Raw genomic sequence first — 24,307 nt, 5'->3', positions numbered from 1 at the left:
GCGTCAGCGTCCCGTTTTCCGGCGTCCCAGCCAAATATGCAGCACCAGCAGCGCCGGCAGGGCGCAGCCTGTCAGCCAGTGCGCCAGCGACCAGTAAGGCCGCCAGTTTTCACTCGCCAGATAGTACAGACCGTAACCCGTCAGCGCCAGCCAGAGCAGGAGTAACACCATGCTCCAGCCGCTGCCGCGGTTGCATGCGGCACGGTGCGCCCGGCGCATATGCTGAAACAGCATGCTGCCGATCAGGAAACTGACCGGCAGCACCAGCGCGCCATGCCATTGCATGGACCAGTGTTCCAGCGGGTGAATGCTTTCTCCAAACTCTCCCGGCACCCGCAGCCAGTAATGCGCCACCAGCCAGCTGATGCCGCTGGCAAACAGTATGGCGAACAGCAGATACAGGCCTCGCCGGTGCCAGCGCTCCAACCTGAAATGCGGCCTGGCAGCGGCAGCCAGGGATGGATGATGCAAACTGTGTTTATGGGTACGCATGGCGGATAGCTAGGTAAAAAATTTTAAAAACAGACCGTACTCTGGTCATCCGGTCAAAGTCCGTTCACAGGATCAGCGCCTTTGCCTGAAACCGGGCCAGACAAGAGTGATCGGCATCACCGGTGGCAGCCAGAATTTTGGTCAGTGCGTCGGCCACCATGCAAGTCTCAGCCAGCACGCTGTAACTGTGCGGGCCGGACAGCGACAAGCCGGAACGCCCATCAAATAAGGCACTGCCAGCCTGCCCCTGCACCGTCTGCTGTGAAAAATACATGGCCGAAGTCGCAAGCGCGTGATCCGATACCAGAATTTCGCCAGCTGCCTGCTGCGGTTGCAGCGGATCGCGCAACTGAATCCGGTGCTGCCCCATGACGCGTACATCCCCGCCGGCATTCACCACCGCATCCGAAATGCCCTGCTGCTGCAAAACAGCCAGCGCGGCATCGACCGCATAACCTTTGGCAATACCGCCGACATCCAGCCAGTCGTTGCGCAATTTTTCCACGCACAGCGCATCCAGAAACCGGTAGGCCTGCTGACCCGGCTCAAACACCGGCGGCACTTGAGGCGAGGGCAACATGGCGCAGGCCGCCAGACGGCTGGCAAGACGAATGTCAAAGATGCCGGTGCTGATCTGCTGCATGTCCAGTGCGGTGCGCAGCACCGTCGCCGTGTGCGGATCGAGCCGGAGCACAGCGCCTGTCGCGGCCCGGTTAAAACGGCTGATATCGCTGTCGGGCGCATGAAAACTCATGGCACGGTGTACCGCTGCCATGACGTCAAAAGCAGCCTGAAACCCCGCATGCAGACTGGGTTGCGACAGGGTATCGGGCAGACTGATTTCCACCAGGGTGCCCAACCAGGGCTGGGCGCGGCGCATCATTTTTTCAGCGCAATCCGGGCAATGGCGGCAATCCGCCGCACGCCGTCAGTCACATGGGTGCAGGACAGGGTAGCGCCGCTGATATTCGCAATTCCCTCGCCGACTGCGATACCCTGTGCAGCGGTTTTTCCGGCGAACTGCCGGCGCCAGTTAGCATTGCGGATTTCAAATCCATGGCTTTCACGATACGCCAGAATTTCGATCTGCCGCACACTGGCATCCGGCAGCAGGCCGACTGCATACGAAATCAGTTCAAACTTACCAATCACATCATCCAGCACCACGTAGCCCAGCAGTTTTTCATCCTGATAGGCAGCGGTGACGCGCCACGAGACCGAACGCGCAGGCAAGCCTGCCAGCGTTTCCACCAGCTTCATCTGCTCAGCGCTGAGTTGGAGCGGTTGCGGTTTGAAGCGATTCGCTTCCGGGAAGATCGTTTGCTGCGCCTGCTCTGCGGTCAGATACTGGGTCGCAAATGCGCTGCTGCTGGCAGCAGCCAGCAGCGTCAGCGTGGTTGGAGTCAGAGGATGCATCAAAGAATATTAAAAGGAGTAGCCAACACCGAGATTGTAGCGGTCACGGCTGCTGTCGAGACGGAATTTCTGGTAATCGGTTTTAAAGACCACCCCTTCGCCAACTTTGAAGCTGAGACCGATAGTCGTGACTTTTTCATCTTCTGCCGCAGCGACACCCAATCCTTGCGGTACCGGTGCATACGATTTTGCGGTGTTGAACTGCTCGTAGCGGATGAAAGGCGTCAGGCTGTAATCTTCATTTTTCCAGACCTGATACGCACCCTGCAGATACCAGCCGGCAAACGATGACGGCACCGGCGTCGGCTGACCGACAAACGTCAGATTCAGGGCATCGGTATTGCTGATGGTGCCGCGTGCATACAGCGCAGTCAAGTCGAGCTTGCCAGGGTTATAGCGGCCATGCATTTCCCACAGCGTCACCCGCGCATCGTTCGCGGCAAAACCACTGGTGCCGTGGCCTGCCTTGCCGCTGAAAGCCGAACCGCCCAGCAACACACCCGGAATACCACGCCAGTTGATCGCGCCATGCAAGCTCAGATCCCTGGATTTTGCCAGCTGTCCTTCCTGATGAATCGCGCCCAGCGGCGAAGAACGGCCATCATTGGAAGTCGCATCCCACTTGGTCAGGTCAAATCCGGTAGTCAGCCCGGCATCCCAGCTGAAGCCGTTTTCATGCGTGCCGGACAGCCCGATACCCGCTTCGCGCCAGGTAGTCGGGATAATCGCTGTCTCGACGAAATTACGCTGCACACCGTAGTAAGAAGTTGGTTCATGGCTGGTGTTCAGGAACCCGGCAGGAATCAGGAACAGCCCGGCTTTCGCCTGCAGGCCCGGCTTCAGTTCGTGTTCCACATACAGCTGCTCGACCGCCGCTTCGCCATTGTCGCCTTTGGAGGCAATCGCATGCTCCCATTCAAATTCCGCCACCATTTTGGTTTTCTCGCTGAAGCGATGGGTCACGCCGATGACGGCGCGGGCAACGTCAGTCTGCGTCTGGCTGGCTGCATTACGCGGGCGGTTGTAACCGATTTCACCATAGCTGCTGATGACGGTCTGCTGCAAGGTTTTGCGCAGCGCATCCAGTTGTGATTCGGTGATCGGCGCAGCGGCAGGAGTTGCCGGCGCAGCCGCTACCCGGGCGACTTCTGTGCTGATCGCTTCCTGCTTTTTCTCGACGACTTCTGTTTTTTGCCGGGTCGCCGCCAGCTCGGCTTTGATGGCTTCAAGCTCTGCTGCCAGTTTTTCGATCTTTTGCAGCAACTCGGTTTCTCCCGCCTGCGCCGGCGCGAGGAAAGCGGTGCTAATCAGGGTAGCGCAAAGGCTGCGGACAAGGTATTTGTTGGAAATCATCATGGGCTTTCTGCAAAGATTTGCTATGTTGTTTAAGAATGTTCGTCAAAGTCAGGAGAAACGTTTAGAAGCATTTATGGCCGGTAACCGTCATTTAAGGTGCCGAGGAATTTCACGACATCGTCCACCTCGGCCGGGCTTAACGCCGGCGCCATGCCGCGCTGGCGGTTATAAGGCACTTCCTTGGTGTTCACGTTAGCGACATAGGCTGCCGGCAAATCATTGAATTTCCAGACCGTGCCGTCTGCCATCTGCGGAAACCACTCTTCAGGATGGGTATCGCGGCGGACATAAAAATTCACCACATCGCGCAAGTTGCTGAATCTGCCGTTATGGAAGAACACTTTGCGGGTCGCGACATTGCGCAGCGTCGGCACTTTGAAAGCGCCGCAAAGCTCAGTGCGGCTGGCGAGGTCGGTACGGTCAGGACCGCACAGGCCCAGATCGAAATAGTCAGAACTGGCTGTCGCCGGAATGCGGTCATTACGCGGCACCCCGAGATTGTCATAAGAAAAATCGGTGAACAACGGTGCCAAACCATTTGCGCCCTTGCTGCTGGTATGGCAGGCCGCACAATTGCCCTTGACCGGATTATTGAACAAGGCCAGACCACGTAATTCGGCATCACTGAGAACTGCCTGGCCTGCTAAAAACCGATCGTATTTGGAATCATACGGATGAAAATCCGCATCTTCTTTCTGATACTGCTGCAAGGCGTACAGAATGCGGTCGAACGCATTGTCGGTATTACTGAAAATCGTGCTGCCGAAAGCGGCTTTAAACTCATTGGCATAGCTGCCTTGCTGTACTTTACTGACCACGTCGGCCGCATCTTTGTTTGCCATCTCATGCGCTGCCAGAAACGGTGTCGCAGCCTGAGCCGCCAAGGTGTCGGCGCGACCATCGCGGGTGAATCCGCCTTTGGCTTTGCCTTCGCTGTCAAAACCAAAGGCAGGCGTCAGATTCAGGTAGCGCAACGACGGCACCGCGCGAAAACCCGGCACATCGAGTTGCGGACCGCCCAGCTGAACACTCAGGTCATTGCTCTGGGCATGGGCATGCGCCGGATCGTGACAGCTTGCGCACGACATCTTGCCGGACGCCGACAGGCTCACATCCTTAAAAATTTTCTCACCGACTTGCGCAGCCGGACTGATATTCGCGCCCACAGGCTGGGCAGCAGGACCGGCACTGCTGCCACCGCCACAGGCTGCCAGCACGGCAACCAGACCGATCTGCAGCACCATCCCGGCTGACCCGGGATAAGAGAAAGAGGCAGTTGCCTGCGATTTATTTATGAAACGAAATGGAAAGCGCATAGTCATCAGGAAAAAAGGCGGGCAAGAGATCAAACGTGATCAGGCAGAAGTCGGGTTGATCTGGTTAAAATCAATAAAAGCAAATGAGAATGATTGTTATTATATGTTATAAAAATCGAATTTCGTGAGAATTTCCGCTCAGACTGATGCTTTTCAGCCCCAAAAAGCAAAATCTGTTGTTTTGCGTCAATTTAATGACCCATGATTTCGCATTCTTGCAAGCTACCGGTGCAGGACGCATCTCCAATTGCGGCCTCTGTGCCAGTGCCGCAGATCACTGTAAACGCGGAAAAATCGGGATCTGCACATATTCCTGCCCTGAGTCTGGGATAATGGCGGGCAAATTCCCTCGCCCCCTCTTTCATGAAAGCCTGCCATGACCCGACGCGCCGCCCCTTCCGCCAGCCTGCCTGCCGCTCCCGAGCCGGTTCAGGCAAAAACACTCAAACGCAAGCAGTTTTCCAGCACCGGCGATGTGCATATTCTGGGTGACGTCACCATCACGACCCAGTTGATCGTCGGTGGTGATCTGCTGATTGACGGCGACCTGATTGCCGAAGAAGTGTTTTGCCTCGGCAAACTCACCGTCACCGGCGATATCCAGGTGCAATCCCTGTACATCGGTCAGACGTTGGATGCAGGTGGCAATATCGACGTCGAGTTTCTGGTCAAAACCGGCTGCAGCGCCGAATGGATGGCGCGCGTGCTGGAACTCGATCAACGCAAACTGAAAACGGAAGACAATTTCATTGATCTGCTGGTGCATCCGGCGATTCTGGCGCGCCATGCGCAGAGCGAACTGCCCGGCGGCTCCGGCGATATTCAGGGGCTGGGCTATTTATCCTGCGCCGATCTGGATTGCCAGGGCAACCTGCAACTTGACGATGATCTGGATGCGGCAGAAGTCCAGTTTGTCGGCGGCCATCTGGCAGCCAGCAGCATCTATGTCAGCGGCGACTGCAACTGCCAGGGCGAAGTCTTCAGCGAAACCGACATCGTGACCGGCGGCAGCCTGTTTGCCGGAGAAATCGTCTGTCAGGGGAATATTGCGGCCGGCAGCATCGGCAGTCAGGGCGACATCAGCGGCTGGGGCAGCATCCGCGCCAAAGGAGAAATCAGCAGCCTGTTTGGCGAAATTCACGCCGGCCGCTGGATCGCGAGTGGCGCCACTCTGTATGCCGCCAAATACATCAAGGCCGGTGAATCAGTGATCGGCGAAAAAGGCATCAGCTGCGGTAAAGACTACGGCATCTTCGCCGGCTCCAACCTGCCCCGCTCGGCGTGGGCAAAGCAAGGCATGATCTCCGCCGACAGCAAGCCGCGCCTGATCTTATCGGGCGAATTTGTGGAAGGAAAAAAACTGCGCCACATCGACGCACTGGAAAAAAAGCGCGATCAGGAGCTCGACTGGGAAATGGCGCGCCGGGTTAAACGGGAAATGCTGGCGGAGTAAAACCCGAACTGATTTCATCAATAGGAATGCGTTGCAGTAAAGCGGGTGTATCTGAGGCACCCGCTTTTTCACATCTTGGCCGCCATGCCATTACGCAGGCCGGCCACCATCATCTTTGATCGCCACAGATGTGATCTTAGAAAAATCAATCGCCAGGAAAAGTTTAACGCCGTTTTGTTTCACTTCATACGGCTTGAGCGCAGACGGCGGCTGCTTTCCAGCAGACAGGTAGCTCAGAAAATCATTCTGGAAATTTTTCAGATCCACCTGCGTGGCGACCTCATAACTCGCGGCGGTACCGTTATTTAATTGAAGAAAAAGATTTTCGTTACTCATTATTTTTGATCCTTCATCTGATGTCCGCGTAAATAAATGCAATTTGTTTCCATCCTATTAAAACTCGCATGGTGTTGGATTTTTTGGTGATACCTGATAAAGAACAGGTATCGCCGAGTCGACAAAAAGTGCAGGCTAAATCAACTCAAATCAACTCAAAACACATCGTGTAAGCATCAGGCAAACAATAAAAAAAGAGCAGCCAACGCCACCCTTTCTCATCAAACTAAAATAAACGAACCAAAAAATCAGAACGCTACACTGTCCGGCGTACACGGAAACAGAATCACATCGCGCACACTGGCTCAGTCAGTGATGTGAAACATCGCATGCGCAAAACCTGAATCACAGCCGGGCTTGGTGCCTCGGAATAGGCAGATTCAAGACGCGATCCCTTATACGAGTTAGGCTGCCCGCGCTTGATCTTGATATTCCATAAATGAACGACGAAAAGTCATAGGATTTGAAATACCAGGGATCGGTGCCTGAGGATTGCCCGCGCCGGAAATTACAAGCGTGCCGAAATTGAAAATCCGCCCAAGAATTCCCTGGTTAACTTGGACGCTCTCAATTTTTGTGAGATTCAGTTCGATTGTTCTACGGCTGATAAAACCGAATTTTGCGATTACACGTTTGTTTGTGAATGCAAGCTCAGTGGTGATGTAACGTATTGCTGCCGCAATCCAGAACAGTATTCCGATGCCGTAGAAAAACATGAAAATGAAACCAAGAATAATTAGTGGAAGAAGTGACCAGATACTAATTTTTCCTTCGTAGATTACCTTTTCGTCTTTGATCAGAGTTCCTTCGACATAACTACCCATGATGATGTCCATTCTTTGGTTGAGTGAGAAGACTAAAGCCTGACTTTTATGTAACAAAAAAAGTGAAGCTTAACGCGGAATGTCAAAAAAGGCAATTTTCCTCACTCTCCTTGAAAGGCGCATCTAGACTGCTTCTGCACTTGTATACCGTACAAAAATTTTGTTTCACAACAGAAAGCTATCTGAGCTGCACAAGCAGTGAATGTCTGAAAGTAATAATGCCGTTTTGGTACGCTGTATGATGATGGATGGGTTTGTAGTCCGGTGCCAGAAATTAGTCGGGTGAGCTGCTGCCGTCTGCGCGTGCGGATCATTGCCCTACTTGCAGTCTACTATTCTGACCAATGCTGCATCGGATAAATGTAAATAATTTTTCCTTTTTCTCTTTACGTTCGTAAAGATATCTGTCAAATTTCATTCTTTGCCGGAACTTTTCCTGCGGTGGTGAGTCTGGTTCTGGAGTCGCAATTCGATAATAATGAGCGGAGTACGGCGCTGTTCTGATGTGATGCGTGTTGCTGCATGTGTGCATCTGGGTATTCTCCAGACACGGTTTTCGCATCACATCTGATGCTTTTTTGGCGCTGTTCACCCGCTCCCACCTGCAACGCGCTGGCCGCACACTGTGCCAGCGCTTTTGACCACTGACGGAGAATAAGTTGAAACAATCGTATGCATGGAGTCTGGCACTGGCCGGGCTGAGTCTGGCCAGCAGCCCGCTGAGCTATGCCGATGAAGGTCAGTGGCAGCCGCATCAGTTGCCGCAGTTAAAAACCGAGCTGAAACGTATAGGCATCACAATTCCGGCAGAAAAGCTGGCGGATTTATCCAAGCATCCGATGAGCGCGATAGTGTCGCTGGGCGGTTGCTCGGCGTCGTTTGTGTCTGACAGCGGGCTGATGGTGACGAATCATCATTGCGCCTATGGGGCGGTGCAACGTAATTCGACAGCAGAAAAAAATTACATCAGCGATGGCTTTCTGGCGAAAACCCACGCTGAAGAATTACCTGCCGGCCCGGATTCGCGTATGTATATCACCGATAAAGTGGAAAACGTAACGGCGCAGGTATTGAGCGGTATCACGCCGGCAATGTCGGGCAAGCAGCGCCATGAGCACGTGGAAAAACAGATCAAGACTCTGATCGCGGATTGCGAGCAGGATAAAGCGTATCGTTGCTCGGTGCCGAGTTTTCATCGCGGGCTGGAATATTACCGGATACGTCAGATGATGATCCGCGATGTGCGTCTGGTGTATGCGCCATCGGACAAGATCGGTAATTATGGCGGTGAGGTGGATAACTTTGAATGGCCGCGTCATACCGGCGATTTTTCTTTCCTGCGCGCATATGTCGGTAAAGATGGCCGTCCGGCTGATCCTTCGGTGAATAACGTGCCGTATCACTCTAAAGATTTTCTGGTGGTATCGGCCCAGGGTCTGAAGAATGGCGACGCCATTTTGCTGGCGGGCTATCCGGGCACAACCAGCCGTTATAAATTGCCGGCAGAAATCCGTTTTGCGCGTGATGTCAGCTATCCGGCGCGGATATCTGACTATCAGTCTGATCTGTCGGTCATCGCGGCAGCGACCAGCGGTAACGCCAATGCCGAAGTCCGCTACGCGAGCGTGGTCAAAAGCATCAATAACCGGCTGAAGAAGACCGAGGGTTTGCTGGCAGGTTTTGCCCGCAAGGATATTGCTGCGATCAAGGATGCACAGGATACAGAATTCCGCCAGTGGTATGCGCAACACAGGAGCGACACTTCGCTGCTGAAAGAACTGGATGCAGTCATCGCCAGCGATATGGCGTTGACCGAGGAAGAATTTGCCTGGTCGGTCGCCACCAACAGCGATCTGCTGAAAAGCGCACGTACGCTTTACCGGCTGGCGCTGGAAAGTAGTAAGCCGGATGCGGAGCGGAAAGCCGGATTCCAGCAGCGCGATGTATCTTTCATCACCGCCCGTCTGAACCGGCTGGAGCAATCCTTCCTGCCGAATGTAGATCAGGCGCGCTACACCGCTTCCCTGCAACGCTACAACCAGATCGACGCCAGACTGCGGCCGCATGGACTAGATCTGTTGTTGCCGACCCCGGAATCGGTTGTTGCGCTGTACCGCCAATCCGAACTCGGAAATACCGCCAGGCGGCTGGCATGGCTGAACAAGGATGCGAATAGCTTTCAACAATCCGGTGATCCGTTCATCCAGCTGGCAGTGAAACTGCATGACACCGGCATGTCGCTCGAAGACCGCCGCATGGAAGTGGATGGCAATCTGGAACGCGTGATTCCGCAATACATGCAGGCGGTGATCGCCTGGAAACAAGCGCAGGGCAAACCTGTGTACCCGGATGCCAATTCCACGTTGCGCGTGACTTACGGTACGGTCTCGCCTTACAGTCCGCGTGACGGCGTCAGCAAAGGCCCGTTTACCACGGTGGAAGGTATCGTTGAAAAACATACCGGTGAAGCGCCATTCATCGCACCGGATAATCTGCTGGCAGCGATCCGTGAAAAACGTTACGGCGCGTTCAAAGACGCGGCGCTTGGCACGGTGCCGGTAGATTTTCTGTCGAGTGCGGATACCACCGGCGGTAACTCGGGTTCTGCCGTGTTAAATAAAAACGGCGAGCTGGTGGGGCTGAATTTTGATTCTACTTATGAATCCATCACCAAGGACTGGTATTTCGACAGCGCCATCACCCGCGCGATTCATGTCGATATCCGTTACATGCTGTGGGTCATGAAGGAAGTCGATCATGCGGATAATCTGCTGAAGGAAATGCAGATTCGCTATCCGGCAAAATAAAACGTGTCCTTAACATCGCTGCATAGTCAGTGCTGTTTTATCCAGTCAGAAAAAAAGCGCATCGGACGGTGCGCTTTTTTTACGCTCTTTGCTGCCACAACACGGGCGGTACATAGTGCTGCGCCCAGATTTCCACCTGACTTACCGGCATAGGCCGTGCGATGCCGTATCCCTGTACCAGATCGCAGCCCAGATGCATCAGGGCAATGCCGTGTTCGGCAGATTCGACGCCTTCGGCAATCACTTCACGCCGGAATGCACTTGCCAGCCCGACGATAGCACCAATCAGCGCCAGATCATCCTGATCGTCGAGCATGTCGCGCACGAAACTCTGATCGATTTTGAGGATATCCGCCGGTAAGCGTTTCAGATACGATAAGGAAGAATACCCGGTACCGAAATCATCCAGCGCAAACCGCACACCCAGATTCTGACACGCCAGCATGATTTCCCGCACATGCTGGATATCCTGAATTGCAGCGGATTCGAGGATTTCAATTTCCAGATATTGCGGCGGCACATCGGGAAAACGGGTCAGGTCTGCCCGCAGGTTTTCCAAAAAATCGCTGTGCTGGAAATGTCGTGCCGCGATGTTGACACTCAGCACCCAACGATGACCGCGCGCCAGCCATTCGCTCAGCTGCTGCAAAGCCTGATGGATGACCCAGTTACCGATATCAATAATCAGATCACTGTACTCAACCAGCGGCAAAAATTCCATCGGCCCGACCACGCCGCGCTCCGGATGATTCCAGCGGATCAGGGCTTCCATACCGATAATCCTGCCCTCCCGGATATTCAGTTTCGGCTGGTAATACAGTTCAAACTCGTCTTTCAACAATGCCTCGCGGATGCGCGCGCGCTGGTTATGCCGGGTTCTGACCTCTTCATCCTTTTGCGCGTCGAACAGATGAAATTTATTGCGGCCGCTGATCTTGGCCTGGTACATTGCCTGGTCGGCATAGCGCAGCAATACATCCGGACTATGTTCATCCTGCGGATACACGGCAACGCCAATGCTGGCCGTCATCGTGGCGTGGCGCTGGTCAATGTCGTAAGGCTTACCCAGTTCTGCCAGTAACCCGGAGAGACTGGCCTGAATCTGGCTGGTATCTGACTGATTCTGCAACAGAACAACAAATTCATCCCCGCCCAGCCGGGCAACCGGGTTATCCTGACCAACGTAACGCTCCAGCCTGCCAGCAACCTGCTTTAACAGCTTGTCCGCAAACTCCTGACCGTAACGCTCATTCACCGCCTGAAAATGGTCCAGGTCCATCAGGCATACGGCCAGCATTTGCTGCTTTTCCTGGGCGGAGTGCATCGCCTGCTGGAAATGGTCATTGAGAGAGGCCCGATTCGGCAAACCGGTCAGCAGATCATGGCCGGCTTGCCAACTGATCTGGCGCAGCAGATGCCGGGTTTCGCTGAGATCACGGAAAACCAGCACCCAGCCGCGCACCACACCATCTTTTTGTCTGGTTGGCGCAGCGGTCAGGTCGATATCGAGTTGGCGACCGGAACGGGTCAGCAAAATCAGATTGCTGGCCTGGTATGATCCGCTTTGTGTTGGCACCTGGGTGATGAACTGGCGCAGGGCGGCTGCCTGTTTGGTGTCCGTCAGCGCAAAAATCTGGTGCAAGGCCCGGGTTTCGGCTTCATGCTGATGCCAGCCCGTCAACTCGCGCGCAGCCCGGTTCAGTGTCAGTATCTGGCCGTTGGCATCGCAACTGATGACGCCATCGCCAATCGAATCAAGGGTGGTTTCAACCCGTTCTTTCTGTTCCGCCAGCGCTGCCTGGGCTTTTTTCCTGTCACTGATATCTACCAGCGAGCCGATCGTATCCGCGTATTCCCCGTCGACACTGGTGTATGTCGCCTGATAGTACAATGCCACCACAGTCTGCCCCTGCCGCGAAATCTGCACTTCTGTTCCGCGTGCGCCTTCGGGTTGTCCGGTCAACGTGGTCAGGTCGCCATTGATATCGGCAGCCGAGAGTAATTCGCGCATTGACCGGCCAACCGCCTCTTTTTGCTGCATGCCAAACATCTGGCACCAAGCCGGGTTCACACCACGGCAGCGTCCGTGCTGATCGCTGAAAAAAGTGGGTATCGGCAGGGCCGTCAGCACTTGCCAGGTAAAATGCAACTGCTCGCTTTGCTCGCGCTGACGCTGCTGCAAAGTCGACAGCAGTTTTTGCACTTCCTCTGCCATATCGTTGAAACTCTGTGCCAGAGCACGTGCCTCCATTGTTCCTGAGGCTGAAAGACGCGCAGTATAGTCACCATGTTTGAATTGTTCTGTCACCGCCACCAGACGACGCAGACTTTGTACATTGGCACGCAATACGAAGCCCATGAGCAGATAAATCAGGAAGATCAACGCCCCGGAAATTTCCAGCTGGATCACCACCTTGTGCCAGATCCGGTTGACCGCCTCTGCCGTATTAAACGTCACCACCAGCGTAGCCGCCTGATCTGTCGGCATGGTGGCACGGTATTCCTGGGTCGCCGGAAATTTCAGCATTGACACGAACCATGCCGGTGTCTGCGGGCTGACAGGCTGCGGTTGCAGCGCACACAGTTGGGTGTGCTGATATTGCCACACCAATCCCTGCAGAGTCCGGTCAGTCTGTAGCTCCTGCTGCAGTTGGGTGACAATGGCTGTGCTGTCGTGATCTCTGGTTTTCTGCAACAGTTCGGGGCTCAGCATGCGTGCGAGATAAATGGACTGCACCTGAATCTGCTGCCGGACATCGTGCAGCTCATTACGAATCAGTAATTCATAGCGCAGCACTGCTGCGGCCAGAAGCAACAACAAAACAGGAGTAAATAACCGGGTATAAATTCCCCGGGTCAGCCACGCCTGATAGAGTTTTTGAATAAAACGTACCAATTCTGCAAGTGTCCGATAAGAAAACAAAGCAATGGATTGTCCGTATGGTCAATTCGTGAAAATGATTTGCACAAATTCTAACCTGCTTAAGAAATATTTCCTCAAAAAATGTTTTTTGAGTGCAATTAATTGCTTCTACATGTCGTTAATTGCCACTGTTTTTGTTGCCATACTACAGAAAAATACTGGCATCTATCGCAATGTACCTTAACTGGGTGAGGCAAACAAGATTGTAAAATTGTTTTAAATTTTGTATCACTTTACTGACATGAAGCTGTCTGGGCTTTTCATAGATCAGCGCATTTCCCCGGGAAAATGGTGTATTTGGTTAAATGGCGTTAGCTGGCGGGCGTGTGATAGCAGGCGCTCGATGCGAGCGTCCGGAGGAAGCGTCATGTTGAAATGGGTTTGTAGCGCGGTGCGATACTCTGTCGCATTGCGCAGACCCGATACCTGCCGGCGGCCGTCTGTGGTCACGATGCATTTATCGTTGGACAGGCTGATCCGGCCTTGCGGCGTGGCAACAGAACAAATCGATTTCCGGGTGAAGTGGGAATCAGGCGATGTCTGCTGGTACCGGCACATGGGTAAAAAAGCCGCCAGTTCATAGCCTTGCAGCACAAACCGGTATTGTGGCTGCAGCGGCTGCCCTTCCCGGGCCTGATACAGGACCCAGCGCATTTCCGGGTCCTGTTGTAACAAATACCTGGTTTTCAGCTCAACAATGCCCTCCCCACCTATCCGTAGCGGGGTGCGGAAACAGTCGCCAAAGCCAACGTCGGCAATCCAGCAGCCGTCTTCAAGCCCGACCGCAAGCAGCAAATGATCAAATGCAGGACCATAACCGTGTCCGTTATATACCTCCGCGGCAATGAGGCGTACCTGAAACTCAAGCCGGGTCAGCAGCAAACTGAATGCGTAATTCAGTTCGTAGCAAAATCCACCACGACGGTCGTCCAGAATCTTCCGGAACAGGGCATCCGGCGCAAGATCGATCGGAATGCCAAGACGGATATCCAGATTCTCAAACGGAATCTGCTGCAGATGAGCCTGATGCAAACGGGTCAACAAAGACAGACCAGGACGCAGATCGCCCTGACAGGAAAGACGATCCAGATAACTGTGCAATTGCGACGTTGTGAGCATAAAGTATTCCGTCCTGTAGTCACCGACAGTGTGTACACTATACCCGAGTCCCTTTTTTCTTGCCGGAACGCTATGTTTGCGCGATACCCGTCTTTCTGCCTGGATCCCGGATGTATGCGGTGTGCCGGAAACGCAGTGCCGACCGCCGGCATCGATCACGACCTGACGCACCCTATCGAAACCGGCTGCGCATCACGGATGCCAACCGCGATCGCGCTTCAATTCACAGTGAAAACGTTGCGAACTCTGTTTGGGATAGGCAAACCACAGCACCACGCCGCCACAGGTTCGCACAACCAGCAGATCTGCTGATTTGCAACATTCACAGGCGCTGCGGTCTGGTGTCATATATCGACGGGATCGATTTCCAGTGACCAGCGCAATCGCGTCTTCATACTGCGCAGCTCACCCATCCAGACTTTCATGCAAGCCTGCAAGACGGGTCTCGATGCGGATTCGATCAGCAATTGTGCCCGCTCACGGTTTGCCACCCGGGTCATGGTCATCGGCACCGGATCATGCACCGTCACCCCAGCGAGGTTGATCCGGCCTGCCGCCTGCTGCAAAAATTCCAGTGCGGTCTGCAATTCCCGGGCTTCAGCGCGCAACAGGGCCTGATACATGAATGGCGGCAACTGGGCCTGACGGCGCTCCTCCAGCAAATCTGCGGCAAACTCCGGATAATCATGTTTCATCAGCGCATGGTAGAGCGGATGATCTGGGTAGCGGGTCTGAACCAGCACCTCGGCAGGATTGCCGCCATCCGCTCTTGCGGTGCGGCCGGCACGCCCGGCAACCTGCATCAGCTGAGCAAATAATCGCTCACTGGCACGATAGTCCTGAGAAAACAAAGCAGCATCAGGATTCAGCGCCGCCACCAGCGTCAAGCGTTTGAAATCATGTCCTTTGGCAACCATCTGCGTGCCAATCAGAATATCCACCCCGCCTTCGTGCACCCGTTCAAACGCGGCAGCAGCACTGCCTTTGAGCCGGGTCGAATCGGCATCAATCCGGAAAACCCTGGCCTCCGGAAAAATAGCCGACAGAGTTTCTTCCAACCGCTGGGTTCCGCGCCCTAATGGCTGCAGATCAATATTGCCGCAGGTAGGACAAGCACGCGGAATCCGCTGCTCCAGTCCGCAATGATGGCAGCGCAAGCGGTGGTCGCCTTTGTGCAAAACCAGGTTGGCAGTGCAGCGACTGCATTGACTGATCCAGCCGCAGGCATCGCAGGTGAGCACAGGGGCATAACCACGCCTGTTCAAAAACAGTAGTGATTGCTCACCCATCTCAAGGCGAAGGCGAATCGCGGCGACCAATCTTGGTGTTAGTCCATCGCTGGGTTTTTCACGTTCCAGATTGATGATTTTAATCAACGGCAAGACGGCATCCGGCACCGCTCTTTCCGTCAGTACCAGCTGCCGGTAGCGGCCATTCTGCGTTGCCTGCCAGCTTTCCAGCGAAGGTGTCGCGGAACCCAGCACCACCGGAATCTGCAACTGATGCGCCCGCCAGACGGCCAGATCACGCGCCGAATAGCGCAAGCCCTCCTGCTGTTTGTAGGACGGATCATGCTCCTCATCGACGATAATCAGTTGCAAATGCGGCATGGAGGCAAATATCGCCAGCCTCGTTCCGAGGACGATGCGCGCTTGCCCCAGATGCGCCGACAACCAGTGAAGCGTGCGCTCACCTTCCGCCAAACCGCTATGCAGACTGGCTACTGGCATTCCGGGAAAACGCTGTCTAACATGCATTTCCAATTGTGGTGTCAGATTAATTTCCGGCACCAGAATCAGAATCTGCGCGAGCGGGGAAGCAGCCAGAATGCGGGCGGCACTTTGCAGATATACCTCGGTCTTGCCGCTGCCAGTCACGCCGAATAACAGATGCGCCGTATAACCGGCCTGCTGCGTAATCGCGTTAACCGCCGCCTGCTGTGGCGGATTCAGCGCTGGCACATGATCAGGCGACATCTCGCCTGTTGCAGATTGTCTGGCAATCTTCTTGAGGGCGCGGTCCAGAGCGACACTCTTGCCGACACGCAGATTTTTGGGCAAGGCAGGCAGCATGACTTCACCGAGCGGTCGCTGGTAGTAATCTGCCGCAAACATCGCCATCGTCAGCCATGCGCTGCCTAACGGCGGCAGCTGAGCACGCACAGCGATGACATCCCTGATTTTGTCTGGCGCAATCCCGGTCTGATCCATGGTCGCAACAACAACGCCAATCACTTCCTGACGGCCGAATGGCACCAGTACCAGAGAGCCGGCTACCGGAGGTAATCCGGTTTCCGTATCGGCCGGCAAAAACCGGTAATCAAAAAACCTGTCAAGTGGGGTATCGAGCGCAACCCGTACAAAAATAGAATTCACCAGCGTTATTTTTTCTCAAAAACCTGCGTTAAGCATTGATTTCATAGCGGTTTTCCAGTTATCCACAATTTCTGTGCATAACTTTGTGGAAAAAAATCTCTTGACATGGGTTATTACCAATAATCATGCGGGTTTCAACAAAATGCACAATCTTACAGCAGCATTTTTTATCATTAAAAATCAATGACTTATAAAAATCACCGGAAGTTACAAAAAAAATTTCTCACTTTCTTTTTGCATGCTCCGGATTTGTGCATAACTGAGGCCGGATTTATCTGGTTTTATAAAATTCAGCCCCTTATCTGACTTGCATTTCCATCGATTTATGGCTGAAGAAGCGCATCAATACAGGTTTTTGCATGGCAACATACAGCACCGGCGTGCTTATTTTTGTATTATGATTTTTCAAAGAAAGAATATGCCCTTTTCTATTCATTTTAATATTGCATTGCACACCCGATTTTGCATGAATTCCGGGCATGCAACTTCTGTTCATGCCGCATTCTGGCGCTGCTGACGACTGTACTCATGCACCATATCAACCAGTACGCTAACCGATTCCGGCGGCGTAAACTGTGAGATCCCATGTCCGAGGTTAAAAACATGACCATGACCAGCATTGGGAGTGCCATACGAGTCCAGCGTCTCCTTCACCAGGTGGCGGATCTGATCCGGCTTGGCAAACAGGATTGCGGGATCCAGATTGCCTTGCAGCGCAACCCGGTCACCGACCAGACGACGCGCCTGGCCCAGATTCATCGTCCAGTCCAGCCCTACCGCCTCAGCTCCTGTCTGCGCGATCTGTTCCAGCCATAAACCACCGCCCTTGGTAAAGACAATCGACGGCACCCGGCGGCCATCCTGTTCTTTGTGCAACCGCTGCACGATATCTTGCATATAAGACAGAGAAAACTCCTGATATGCCGCATCGGCCAGCGCACCGCCCCAGCTGTCGAAAATCATCACAGCCTGGGCACCAGCCTCAATTTGCGCATTCAGGTATTCGACGACCGCATCGGCATTGGTGCGCAAGATATGATGCATCAGATCAGGACGCTGATACATCATGGTTTTAACCTTGTGAAACTCTCTGGAACCCTGCCCCTCAACCATGTAGCAGGCCAGAGTCCACGGACTGCCGGAAAACCCGATCAACGGCACGCGACCATTCAATGCACGGCGAATTTCCGTCACAGCATCAAATACATATTGCAAACTGCCAGCTTCTGGCTTTTTCAGCGCCATGACGTCTTTCTCGTCTTTTAACGGCCGCTCGAATTTAGGCCCTTCACCTTCCTCAAAATACAAACCCAGTCCCATTGCGTCAGGAACGGTGAGAATATCGGAAAACAGGATTGCAGCATCCAGCGCATAGCGGTCGATCGGTTGCAGCGTCACCTCAGTGGCAAACTGCGGATTTTTTGCCAGACTCATGAACGATCCCGCATTTTTACGGGTGGCACGGTATTCCGGCAGATAACGGCCCGCCTGGCGCATCAACCATAACGGGGTGTAATCCGTCGGTTCACGCAGGAGCGCCTTAAGAAATGTATCGTTCTGAAGCAGAGCAAAATGATTGGACATGTATTAACTTTCCGGATTGTATGATCGTTTGAATCTATAAGAATTTTCTGAATTGCGCACATTATCGCCTAAGCTGCTGCGATCAGCATCTGATCTTGCGCAAGTTGCTGTTTCCGTAAAAACTTGTCCCACTATTGTGGATAACTTTGTGGATAGCTTTTTCTTTTTTCTTAGTTGCGCTCAATTGTTAAATACAGTTAATAGAATAATCTTGTAACTATATGATTTTAATAAATTATTTAATCATGGCCATATTATTTAGCTGTTTTTCTCAATGGCAATGTTTTTCAGGGTTGTGAATAAGTAAGATCATTCCCTCTCGTTTACCTCTGAAAATCATTGTTGCCAGAGGTTTCCATCGGCGGCTGCCTATGAAATCGGGAGGTGTAAGCTGGTTTTGTCCACTGCCTGACGCCTTTTTATGAAGGATGATGACCAACCATCGCCATCAGCCCACGATTTTCCTCCACAATGCGGAGTTCAGTGCAACAGACATCTGTACACCCCGAATAAACCTGTCTGATTACCCGGTCAGGTCTGGGAAGACAGCGGGACAGTGTCACTCCACCAAAAACCGGCGATAAGCCGGATTCATCGGCGGGTATTTTAATTTCAGGCTTTCCAGCTTTTCCAATACGATGCCTGCAATCAGCAGGTTGCGCTGCGTCTTGGAGTCGGAGGGAATCACAAACCAAGGGGCATTGTCACTGTCGGTTGCCGCTAACGCATGCTCATAGGCACGCTGATACGCATCCCAGTGCGTGCGCTCCGCCAGATCCTGCGGATCAAATTTCCAGTATTTGTCCGGGTCGGCCAGCCGCTCTTCGAGACGGTGTTTTTGCTCTGCTTTCGACAGGTGCAGAAAGAATTTCAGTATGATGGTTCCGGTTTCACTGAGCATCCTTTCAAAGTCACGGATATGCGCATAACGCTGCAGACAAGTTTCCTCACTGATCCAGCCGTGAACTTTGCTGATCAGCACGTCTTCATAGTGACTGCGGTTAAAAATCACTATTTCACCGCTGCCCGGCACTTCACGGTGCACCCGCCATAAGTAGTCGTGATCTTTTTCAACCTGTACCGGCGCTTTGAAGGCAACGGTTCTGGTACCCAGCGGATTGATTTGTCCAAACACACCTTTAACCGTACCGTCTTTGCCCGAGGTGTCCATACCCTGCAAAATAATCAGGAGCTTATATTGTTTAGCCGCCACAAAAACGTTCTGGATCTCGGCAATTTTTTCCGCCAGATTCAGGGTTTGCAATTTATCGATTGCTTTACCATCCGTCATCCCCGCGGCTACGGCGCCTGTCAGCTTTCGCGCGGCATCGGCTTCCTTCAGCACCAGACCTGATCTGAGTCTGCACAATCCGGCAATATCCATGTATCCCCTTTTCAAAAACAGCCGTCAACGGCAGATCAAGCGCATCAGTTCGATTTTCAGACATTGATCCATGATTACGTAAATTCCGGCACGGCGCGCCTTTTCTGCCGCCTCTTGATTGATTATGCCGGATTGCATCCACAAACACGGGATGCCGGCTGCAATCGTCTCGTCGGCGATAGGTGGAATATCCTCTGCATTGCGGAAGCAGTCAACGATATCAATCTTGTGTTCCAGGCTCGCCTCAGTGAGACTGGCATAACACAACTCACCGAGAATGCGTTTGCCGGCTTCGCGGGGATTCACAGGAATAATACGGTATCCCTGCTGCTGCAGGTATGCAGCCACCGTGTAACTTGCCCGATGCGCTTTTGGCGACAGGCCGACAACCGCGATAACACGACTCGCAACCAACAATTGCAACAGATATTCCGGATTTTCTGATGAAGGATGCATTTTTACGTCGTCAATTAAAATAAAAAAGGCAGCTCAGGGCTGCCTTTTCTGTACTTCTGTCGTCACAAAAATTTCGTGAAGCGAATTAACGCTTCTGACGTAATTTCTGTATCGCTGCCAATTGGGCGATTGCCGATGCCAGTTCTGCCTGTGCTTGCGCATAGTCAATCTTGGAATCACGGTTAGCCAGTGCCTCTTCCGCTTGCTTTTTAGCTTCGCTGGCCTTGGCTTCGTCCAGATCGTGACCACGAATTGCCGTATCTGCCAATACAGTGACGGTATCAGGCTGCACTTCCAGCAAACCGCCGGCGACGAAAACAAATTCGTCTTCGGTTTTACCTGGAACCTTAATACGTACTGCACCCGGTTTGATACGGGTAATCAGCGGAGTATGCTTTGGATAGATACCCAATTCACCAGCCTCACCCGGCAACGCGACGAATTCGGCTTCACCGGAGAAGATCGACTCTTCTGCAGAAACCACGTCAACGTGAATAGTGTGTGCCATGTCGGACCCTTTGTATACGCTTGAAAAAGCTGTGCTGCGGTAGTTCAGACCGCAGCGCTAGTGCTGAATTTACGCAGCCAGTTTTTTCGCTTTTTCGATTGCTTCGTCGATAGTACCTACCATGTAGAACGCTTGTTCTGGCAGGTGATCGAGTTCACCGGACGCGATCATTTTAAAGCCCTTGATCGTGTCTTTCAGTGAAACGTATTTACCCGGAGAACCGGTAAACACTTCGGCAACGTGGAAAGGCTGAGACAGGAAACGTTGCATCTTACGTGCACGTGCAACGATCAGCTTGTCTTCAGGCGCCAGTTCGTCCATACCCAGAATCGCGATAATGTCACGCAATTCTTTGTAGCGTTGCAGAGTACCCTGAACAGCGCGCGCTGTTTCATAGTGCTCCTGACCCACAACTTGTGGATCCAGCTGACGCGAGGTCGAATCCAGTGGATCAACCGCTGGGTAAATACCCAGGGAAGCGATGTCACGGGACAGAACAACGGTGGAATCCAAGTGCGCAAATGTGGTTGCTGGCGATGGATCGGTCAAGTCATCCGCTGGAACATAGACGGCCTGGATCGATGTGATCGAACCGGTTTTCGTCGATGTAATACGTTCTTGCAGACGGCCCATTTCTTCAGCCAGCGTAGGCTGATAACCCACAGCGGAAGGCATACGGCCCAGCAACGCGGAAACTTCGGTACCGGCCAGTGTATAACGGTAGATGTTATCCACGAAGAACAGCACGTCTTTGCCTTCGTCACGGAAACCTTCAGCAATCGTCAGACCTGTCAGAGCCACGCGCAGACGGTTGCCTGGCGGTTCATTCATCTGACCGTACACCATCGCAACTTTGGAGTTTTCCGGATTTTCCAGATCAACCACTTTTGCATCAGCCATTTCGTGGTAGAAGTCGTTACCCTCACGAGTACGCTCACCGACACCGGCAAACACGGACAAGCCGCTGTGCGCCTTGGCGATGTTGTTGATCAGTTCCATCATGTTCACGGTCTTGCCCACACCCGCACCGCCGAACAGACCAACCTTACCACCTTTAGCGAACGGGCAAACCAGATCGATAACTTTGATACCGGTTTCCAGCAGTTCTTGCGAAGGGGACAGTTCATCGTAAGCAGGTGCTTTACGGTGAATGGAGGCTGTCTGCTCATGGCTGACAGGACCGCATTCATCGATAGGGTTACCCAATACGTCCATGATGCGACCCAGCGTTGCTTTGCCGGTCGGTACCATGATGGGCTTACCAGTGTTAGTGATAGTCATGCCACGACGCAGACCGTCGGAAGAACCCAGAGCAATCGTACGGACGATACCGTCACCCAGTTGCTGCTGCACTTCCAGAGTCAGATCGGAGCCTTCCATTTTCAAGGCATCGTAAACCTTAGGCATCGCGTCACGTGGGAATTCAACGTCCACCACAGCGCCGATACACTGAACGATTTTGCCATTAGCCATGTTCGTTCCTTCTTAATATTTAAATTCAGTTTAGACCGCTGCCGCACCGGCGACGATCTCGGAGAGCTCTTTAGTAATCGCGGCCTGACGGGTTTTGTTATAAACCAGCTTCAGCTCACCAATCACATTACCCGCGTTATCACTTGCTGCCTTCATCGCGACCATACGGGCCGACTGTTCGGACGCCATGTTTTCAGCAACGGCCTGATAAATCAGCGCTTCAACATAACGGATCAGCAATTCATCAATCACGGTATTCGCATCTGGTTCGTAGATGTAGTCCCACGAATGGGCTGATTTATCTGCTTCCAGCTTGTCGGCGGTCAGAGGCAATAACTGCTCCATCACCGGCTCTTGCTTCATGGTGTTGATGAATTTTGTGTAACTCAGGTAAACCGCATCGAGTTTGCCTTCCTGATAAGCATCCAGCAGTACTTTTACCGGACCAATCAGCTTATCCAGATGTGGAGCATCGCCAAGCTGTACAGCATGCGCAACGACCGGAGCACTGATGCGATTCAGGAAACCGAGACCTTTATTACCAATTGCAACCGCTTCTACTTTAGAACCCTTAGCTTCGAGTTCACGCAATTTGTTGGTGACCAGACGTAATACGTTGGTATTCAAGCCACCACACAAACCTTTATCTGTCGTCACAACGATCAGACCAATTTTCTTGGCCTGATCCTGCTGAACCATAAAAGGATGCGTGTACTCTGGGTTGGCCTGTGACAAGTTGGCAGCGATATGACGAATTTTTTCACTGTACGGGCGGGCCGCACGCATCCGGTCCTGCGCTTTACGCATTTTGGATGCGGCGACCATTTCCATCGCCTTAGTGATCTTCTTCGTATTTTCTACGCTTTTGATCTTGCCACGTATCTCTTTGCCTGCAGCCATGAGTATTGACTCCTTCTAGCTACAGTAAATTAATAGGCGCCGGATTTTTTGAAATCAGCAATTGCGGCAGCCATGGCAGCTTCGCCATCTTTGTCCAGTTGCTTGGTTTCTTCGATCTTCTGCAACAATGCAGCGTGGCTGGTCTTCATGAAATTGTGTACGCCGGCTTCGAAAGCCAGAACACTCTTCACAGGGACATCATCCAGGAAGCCTTTGTTGACTGCAAACAAAGTGACAGCCATCAGCGAAATCGACAACGGCGCGTACTGAGCTTGCTTGAGCAATTCAGTGACGCGTGCGCCGCGATCGAGCTGCTTACGGGTCGCTTCGTCGAGATCGGAAGCGAACTGCGCAAACGCTGCCAGTTCACGATACTGCGCCAGGTCGGTACGGATACCGCCGGACAGGTTTTTGATGACCTTGGTCTGCGCTGCACCGCCAACACGGGAAACCGAGATACCAGCGTTAATCGCTGGACGGATACCGGCGTTGAACAGGGAAGTTTCCAGGAAGATCTGACCGTCAGTAATCGAAATCACGTTAGTCGGAACGAAAGCGGAAACGTCGCCAGCTTGGGTTTCAATGATAGGCAATGCTGTCAGGGAACCAGTTTGGCCTTTGACTTCACCTTTGGTGAAGGCTTCAACATAGTCTGGATTCACGCGAGCTGCACGTTCCAGCAGACGGGAGTGCAGGTAAAACACGTCACCTGGATAAGCTTCACGGCCTGGTGGGCGACGCAGCAGCAGGGAAACCTGACGGTAAGCCACCGCTTGTTTGGACAGATCATCATACACGATCAGTGCATCTTCACCACGATCACGGAAGTATTCGCCCATCGCGCAACCGGAGTAAGCGGATACGTATTGCATCGCTGCTGATTCAGACGCAGTTGCAGCAACAACGATGGTGTATTCCATTGCGCCGTGAGCTTCGAGAGCACGCACTACGTTTTTAACGGACGACGCTTTTTGACCGATCGCGACATAGATACATGTCACGCCCTGGCCTTTTTGATTGATGATAGAGTCGATCGCAACAGCAGTTTTACCTGTCTGACGATCGCCAATGATCAATTCACGCTGACCACGACCAACCGGAACCATAGAGTCGATCGACTTCAGACCGGTTTGCAGTGGCTGGGAAACGGATTGACGTGCAATAACGCCTGGCGCAATCTTTTCGATAGGCGCAGTCAGTTTTGCATTGATCGGACCTTTACCATCAATAGGCTGACCCAGCGCGTTGACAACGCGGCCGCGCAGTTCAGGGCCGATAGGGACTTCCAGAATACGGCCGGTACATTTGACAGTATTGCCTTCGGAAATGTGCTCGTAGTCGCCGAGAATAACGGCGCCGACGGAATCACGTTCCAGGTTCAATGCCAGACCGAATGTATTGCCTGGGAATTCCAGCATCTCGCCTTGCATCGCGTCAGACAGACCGTGAATGCGGCAGATACCGTCGGTAACGGAAATCACCGTACCTTGATTACGAATCTCAGCAGTGTCGCCAAGGCCTTGAATCCGGCTCTTGATCAGCTCGCTGATTTCAGATGGGTTGAGTTGCATACTAACTCCTAATA

The 24,307-nt window shown here is 53.0% G+C and carries 19 protein-coding genes; 2 read left to right on the top strand and 17 right to left on the bottom strand.

Features of this window, described 5'->3' with window-relative positions; all coding sequences use genetic code 11:
* Positions 1-3: 3 nt before the first annotated feature.
* The 5 genes from HV832_RS08035 to HV832_RS08015 all read right to left on the bottom strand — a co-directional run bounded on the left by HV832_RS08035 (position 4) and on the right by HV832_RS08015 (position 4,508).
* Complete coding sequence (locus tag HV832_RS08035) at positions 4-492, bottom strand: DUF4405 domain-containing protein (RefSeq protein WP_176803046.1); 489 nt, start codon at positions 490-492, stop codon at positions 4-6.
* A gap of 64 nt (positions 493-556) precedes the next feature.
* Positions 557-1,375 carry an FAD:protein FMN transferase gene (locus HV832_RS08030; protein ID WP_223827173.1) on the bottom strand — a complete coding sequence of 273 codons (819 nt, stop codon included), beginning with the start codon at positions 1,373-1,375 and terminating at the stop codon, positions 557-559.
* Positions 1,372-1,908 carry an FMN-binding protein gene (locus HV832_RS08025; protein ID WP_176803045.1) on the bottom strand — a complete coding sequence of 179 codons (537 nt, stop codon included), beginning with the start codon at positions 1,906-1,908 and terminating at the stop codon, positions 1,372-1,374. Before HV832_RS08025 ends, HV832_RS08030 begins: the two co-directional genes overlap by 4 nt.
* A 9-nt stretch (positions 1,909-1,917) precedes the next feature.
* Entirely contained in the window at positions 1,918-3,264 is a 1,347-nt protein-coding gene (locus HV832_RS08020; protein WP_223827172.1) for a hypothetical protein, read from the bottom strand.
* A gap of 71 nt (positions 3,265-3,335) precedes the next feature.
* Complete coding sequence (locus HV832_RS08015) at positions 3,336-4,508, bottom strand: cytochrome-c peroxidase (protein WP_176803492.1); 1,173 nt, start codon at positions 4,506-4,508, stop codon at positions 3,336-3,338.
* A gap of 448 nt (positions 4,509-4,956) precedes the next feature.
* Here HV832_RS08015 and HV832_RS08010 point away from each other — a divergent pair, with 448 nt between their 5' ends.
* Complete coding sequence (locus HV832_RS08010; protein ID WP_176803044.1) at positions 4,957-6,033, top strand: polymer-forming cytoskeletal protein; 1,077 nt, start codon at positions 4,957-4,959, stop codon at positions 6,031-6,033.
* A 90-nt stretch (positions 6,034-6,123) separates the two neighbouring features.
* Here the strand turns inward: HV832_RS08010 and HV832_RS08005 are convergent, their stop codons facing one another.
* Both HV832_RS08005 and HV832_RS08000 read right to left on the bottom strand, forming a co-directional pair.
* Positions 6,124-6,369: a hypothetical protein gene (locus HV832_RS08005; RefSeq protein WP_176803043.1), complete on the bottom strand. Its 246-nt coding sequence runs from the start codon at positions 6,367-6,369 to the stop codon at positions 6,124-6,126.
* Between the two features lie 404 nt (positions 6,370-6,773).
* On the bottom strand, positions 6,774-7,193 hold the full coding sequence (locus HV832_RS08000; protein WP_176803042.1) for a PH domain-containing protein: 420 nt from the start codon (positions 7,191-7,193) through the stop codon (positions 6,774-6,776).
* Positions 7,194-7,876: 683 nt separating this feature from the next.
* Between HV832_RS08000 and HV832_RS07995 the strand changes: the two genes are divergently transcribed.
* Complete coding sequence (locus tag HV832_RS07995; protein WP_399310270.1) at positions 7,877-10,000, top strand: S46 family peptidase; 2,124 nt, start codon at positions 7,877-7,879, stop codon at positions 9,998-10,000.
* Between the two features lie 79 nt (positions 10,001-10,079).
* Here the strand turns inward: HV832_RS07995 and HV832_RS07990 are convergent, their stop codons facing one another.
* The 10 genes from HV832_RS07990 to atpA form a co-directional block, all read right to left on the bottom strand.
* Complete coding sequence (locus tag HV832_RS07990; protein WP_176803041.1) at positions 10,080-12,896, bottom strand: EAL domain-containing protein; 2,817 nt, start codon at positions 12,894-12,896, stop codon at positions 10,080-10,082.
* A 294-nt stretch (positions 12,897-13,190) separates the two neighbouring features.
* Positions 13,191-14,042 carry an arylamine N-acetyltransferase family protein gene (locus HV832_RS07985; RefSeq protein ID WP_176803040.1) on the bottom strand — a complete coding sequence of 284 codons (852 nt, stop codon included), beginning with the start codon at positions 14,040-14,042 and terminating at the stop codon, positions 13,191-13,193.
* 344 nt (positions 14,043-14,386) lie between these two features.
* A complete protein-coding gene (locus tag HV832_RS07980) occupies positions 14,387-16,417 on the bottom strand; it encodes a primosomal protein N' (protein ID WP_176803039.1) in 2,031 nt (676 codons plus the stop codon).
* Positions 16,418-16,909: 492 nt separating this feature from the next.
* Positions 16,910-18,001 (bottom strand): uroporphyrinogen decarboxylase, encoded by a 1,092-nt coding sequence (hemE, locus tag HV832_RS07975; RefSeq protein ID WP_176803038.1) that lies wholly within the window; start codon positions 17,999-18,001, stop codon positions 16,910-16,912.
* A 559-nt stretch (positions 18,002-18,560) separates the two neighbouring features.
* Complete coding sequence (locus HV832_RS07970; RefSeq protein ID WP_176803037.1) at positions 18,561-19,385, bottom strand: PPK2 family polyphosphate kinase; 825 nt, start codon at positions 19,383-19,385, stop codon at positions 18,561-18,563.
* A 24-nt stretch (positions 19,386-19,409) separates the two neighbouring features.
* Positions 19,410-19,841: a CoA-binding protein gene (locus tag HV832_RS07965; protein ID WP_176803036.1), complete on the bottom strand. Its 432-nt coding sequence runs from the start codon at positions 19,839-19,841 to the stop codon at positions 19,410-19,412.
* Between the two features lie 85 nt (positions 19,842-19,926).
* Positions 19,927-20,349 (bottom strand): F0F1 ATP synthase subunit epsilon, encoded by a 423-nt coding sequence (locus HV832_RS07960; protein ID WP_176803035.1) that lies wholly within the window; start codon positions 20,347-20,349, stop codon positions 19,927-19,929.
* 69 nt (positions 20,350-20,418) lie between these two features.
* Complete coding sequence (gene atpD, locus HV832_RS07955; RefSeq protein ID WP_176803034.1) at positions 20,419-21,822, bottom strand: F0F1 ATP synthase subunit beta; 1,404 nt, start codon at positions 21,820-21,822, stop codon at positions 20,419-20,421.
* Positions 21,823-21,852: 30 nt separating this feature from the next.
* Positions 21,853-22,722, bottom strand: coding sequence for a F0F1 ATP synthase subunit gamma (atpG, locus tag HV832_RS07950; RefSeq protein ID WP_176803033.1), 870 nt, complete (start codon positions 22,720-22,722; stop codon positions 21,853-21,855).
* A 29-nt stretch (positions 22,723-22,751) separates the two neighbouring features.
* Positions 22,752-24,293 (bottom strand): F0F1 ATP synthase subunit alpha, encoded by a 1,542-nt coding sequence (atpA, locus tag HV832_RS07945; RefSeq protein ID WP_176803032.1) that lies wholly within the window; start codon positions 24,291-24,293, stop codon positions 22,752-22,754.
* Between the last annotated feature and the right edge of the window lie 14 nt (positions 24,294-24,307).

This window comes from Cognatundibacterium oligocarboniphilum, from assembly GCF_013377855.1.
Lineage (GTDB): Bacteria > Pseudomonadota > Gammaproteobacteria > Burkholderiales > Burkholderiaceae_D > Undibacterium > Undibacterium oligocarboniphilum.
The sequence above is the reverse complement of the archived record's forward strand: the minus strand, read 5'-3'. Positions and strand labels throughout refer to the sequence as shown.

Coding starts and splice junctions, on each gene's coding strand:
- HV832_RS08035 (WP_176803046.1), bottom strand. CDS start 492: ATGCGTACCCATAAACACAGTTTGCATCATCCATCCCTGGCTGCCGCT.
- HV832_RS08030 (WP_223827173.1), bottom strand. CDS start 1,375: ATGATGCGCCGCGCCCAGCCCTGGTTGGGCACCCTGGTGGAAATCAGT.
- HV832_RS08025 (WP_176803045.1), bottom strand. CDS start 1,908: ATGCATCCTCTGACTCCAACCACGCTGACGCTGCTGGCTGCTGCCAGC.
- HV832_RS08020 (WP_223827172.1), bottom strand. CDS start 3,264: ATGATGATTTCCAACAAATACCTTGTCCGCAGCCTTTGCGCTACCCTG.
- HV832_RS08015 (WP_176803492.1), bottom strand. CDS start 4,508: ATGGTGCTGCAGATCGGTCTGGTTGCCGTGCTGGCAGCCTGTGGCGGT.
- HV832_RS08010 (WP_176803044.1), top strand. CDS start 4,957: ATGACCCGACGCGCCGCCCCTTCCGCCAGCCTGCCTGCCGCTCCCGAG.
- HV832_RS08005 (WP_176803043.1), bottom strand. CDS start 6,369: ATGAGTAACGAAAATCTTTTTCTTCAATTAAATAACGGTACCGCCGCG.
- HV832_RS08000 (WP_176803042.1), bottom strand. CDS start 7,193: ATGGGTAGTTATGTCGAAGGAACTCTGATCAAAGACGAAAAGGTAATC.
- HV832_RS07985 (WP_176803040.1), bottom strand. CDS start 14,042: ATGCTCACAACGTCGCAATTGCACAGTTATCTGGATCGTCTTTCCTGT.
- hemE (WP_176803038.1), bottom strand. CDS start 18,001: ATGTCCAATCATTTTGCTCTGCTTCAGAACGATACATTTCTTAAGGCG.
- HV832_RS07970 (WP_176803037.1), bottom strand. CDS start 19,385: ATGGATATTGCCGGATTGTGCAGACTCAGATCAGGTCTGGTGCTGAAG.
- HV832_RS07965 (WP_176803036.1), bottom strand. CDS start 19,841: ATGCATCCTTCATCAGAAAATCCGGAATATCTGTTGCAATTGTTGGTT.
- HV832_RS07960 (WP_176803035.1), bottom strand. CDS start 20,349: ATGGCACACACTATTCACGTTGACGTGGTTTCTGCAGAAGAGTCGATC.
- atpD (WP_176803034.1), bottom strand. CDS start 21,822: ATGGCTAATGGCAAAATCGTTCAGTGTATCGGCGCTGTGGTGGACGTT.
- atpG (WP_176803033.1), bottom strand. CDS start 22,722: ATGGCTGCAGGCAAAGAGATACGTGGCAAGATCAAAAGCGTAGAAAAT.
- atpA (WP_176803032.1), bottom strand. CDS start 24,293: ATGCAACTCAACCCATCTGAAATCAGCGAGCTGATCAAGAGCCGGATT.